At 37.5% G+C, this 2,529-nt stretch carries 1 protein-coding gene; it reads left to right on the top strand.

What is annotated here, in order from left to right; translation table 11 throughout:
* Positions 1–220 precede the first annotated feature (220 nt).
* Complete coding sequence (locus CUN59_RS20850; protein WP_104389597.1) at positions 221–2,377, top strand: tetratricopeptide repeat protein; 2,157 nt, start codon at positions 221–223, stop codon at positions 2,375–2,377.
* The last annotated feature ends 152 nt before the right edge of the window (positions 2,378–2,529 follow it).

Consider the following 2,529-nt stretch of genomic DNA (forward strand, 5'->3'; position numbering starts at 1 on the left):
TAACAAGTACGGTAGAACCTGTTTTTTCACTTTTTTGTAGATTCAGGTTCTGTGATCAAGAGCCTGATATTTTTGTTAAAATACCCATCTAGAGGTATGATTGGAGTATTTTTTTTTGATAATCTACAGTGGAAAACTTGATTCATCCTGAAACAGAAAATATATCTGTGAAAATCAAAATTATGAGATGTGACATTAATATTAAATTTATTTAGTCAGGATGTATACAGAAAAAAGGGTTAAACCCCAAATACATGGAAACGTGAATGAAACTTTACAGACAGAAAACATTAATTTAAATCGGCAAGTATATCAACGTCTAAAACTTGCTTTAAATCTCGGGTTACGTCGGCAAATTCTCTTTGCTATTTGCGATGATCTCAATTTAAGAAATCGGATAGCAGCGAGGTTACACTCTACCTTCGCCTATCCTGTGGGACAGATTCTTTATCAGCGAGCTAAGGCGGGTGAATTTAACAATCCAGCTTACCCACGATTAGTAACTTTGCGCTTAAATTTGGGCGATCCCAATCCCATTGCCCAAATCAATCAATGGTTAGTTAATTATCCACCGCCAATTGTGGGAGGATCATCGGATCATCCTGGTCGTCCTTTACCCATCCCTGGATTTCAAATTGTGGGGGTGGAAATGTTAACTAAAGAACCAGTCGCAGTACAACGGTTATTTTTGAATTATCTGCGTTTGAGTGAACAGCATTTATTTGGAAAGGAATCTAGTCGCTTTTTAGAATCCAGTCTGTTATTTTGGGTTTCTCGTCCTTGGTTGTCTGCAATTCAGCAATCAGCGCCTCAATTTTGGCATTGTCGGACTGGTGTATTTGTATTTGCAGGAGAACCTACCCCTACTATAGATAATCGAGATGATGGGGAGGTTTTCGGCGATTCTCGCAATTTAGAACGGCAAAATTTTGAGTCTTTTGTTTTTGATCATGAGGGACTTTCTAAAGAAGTTAAACATCCCACTCCGGTTGATTTAACCCCATCTAGTCAGGATGATTCATTAAAGCAAACTCCCGCAAAATCTCCTGCTGCACCAATTAGCAATAAGCAAAGTTTCCCTTCCCTATCTCATATTAACCAAGAATTAGAAAGCTTGGTTAATGCCACACTCAATATTGATAATAGTCGACAAACACAGGAAATTCTGGCAGAGATTGAACAATTACATACTCAACAGGCTAAGGGTGAAAATTTATCCGTTGCTTATCAAAATCTTGGTAATTTCTATCGCTTGCAAATTGAACAAGGAGATGTTACCTTAGAAAAGTTGATGATTGCCATTTTGTCCTATCAAGAAGCGGTCAGCTATGATGAAAATTCTCCACAATTACCACATATTTTAAATGATTTGGGGACACTTTATTGGATGTTACACCGCATCCCTGATAATGCAGAGGAAGCAAAAATTTATATTCAACAAGGCATAGATTTTTATAAATTAGCACTGAAATCAATTACAGGTGATACTCAGCCAGAAACCTATGCACGTATCCAAAATAATCTAGGGACGGCCTATGGAGATTTGTCCAAATTTGCTGAACCGGTAGAAAATTGGCAAGCTGCGGTAATTGCTTACCATGAGGCCTTACATTACCGACAGGAAGAAATAGAACCTTTAAAATATGCTGCTTGTCAGAATAATTTGGGTACGGCTTACTGGCATTTAGGACAGTATAATCAGCCTGTGGAAAATCTGCAAAAAGCGATCGCTGCTTATAAACTAGCATCTATTCACTATCCACCAGCAGACGAACCCCTAAAATATGGCATGATTCAAAATAACATTGGGACGGCATATTGGAATCTTTCCCAATATGAACAACCAATGGAAAATCTGCAATTAGCAATTCAGGTTTATAATGAAGCCCTAAAATATAGAACACCAAAAAATGTTCCCCATGGTTATGCAGCAACGCAAAATAATCTCGGTATTGCCTATTGGCATCTAGTCAATCAATCACAAACAACAAAGGAAAATAAACAACAACTTGTCCAATTCTGTATTCATGCTTATGAGGAAGCCCTGAAAACCGCCCACTCATGCAGTGATTTACCATTAAGCTTTGATATCTGGGTAACACATAATAATCTCGGATTGGCTTATTATTACTCGGTAATCAATGTAGCTTTTAATCGGGATAAAAAAATGTTATCTCTAGCTTTAGAATCAGCTTTAGAAAATCACTTACAAGCATTAACGGGATTTGCCAAAGAAACGGAAAATTATCAAACAACAATTAGCCATATTATTAACACCATTCGCACTTTCCATAATGAGTTAGGTATTCAAGGACAAAATGTAGCTTTGTCTAAACTGCCAGGTCAGTTATTACCACATATTTTACCTAAGTTGTAACTGTTGTGACTATATAGGGGTTGCTGAAAAACTTGTCTATGAGGAGAGGGAATGGGGAATGGGGAACACTTAACCCTTAACACTTAACTCTTAACACTTAACTGGGAACTCTTAACCGGGAACTTTTAACAGGGAACTCTTAACTGGGAACT

The organism is Cuspidothrix issatschenkoi CHARLIE-1 (assembly GCF_002934005.1).
GTDB classification, from domain to species: Bacteria; Cyanobacteriota; Cyanobacteriia; order Cyanobacteriales; family Nostocaceae; genus Cuspidothrix; species Cuspidothrix issatschenkoi.

Excerpts from the sequence above, each read along its gene's own strand:
- CUN59_RS20850 (WP_104389597.1), top strand. The coding sequence starts at position 221 with ATGTATACAGAAAAAAGGGTTAAACCCCAAATACATGGAAACGTGAAT.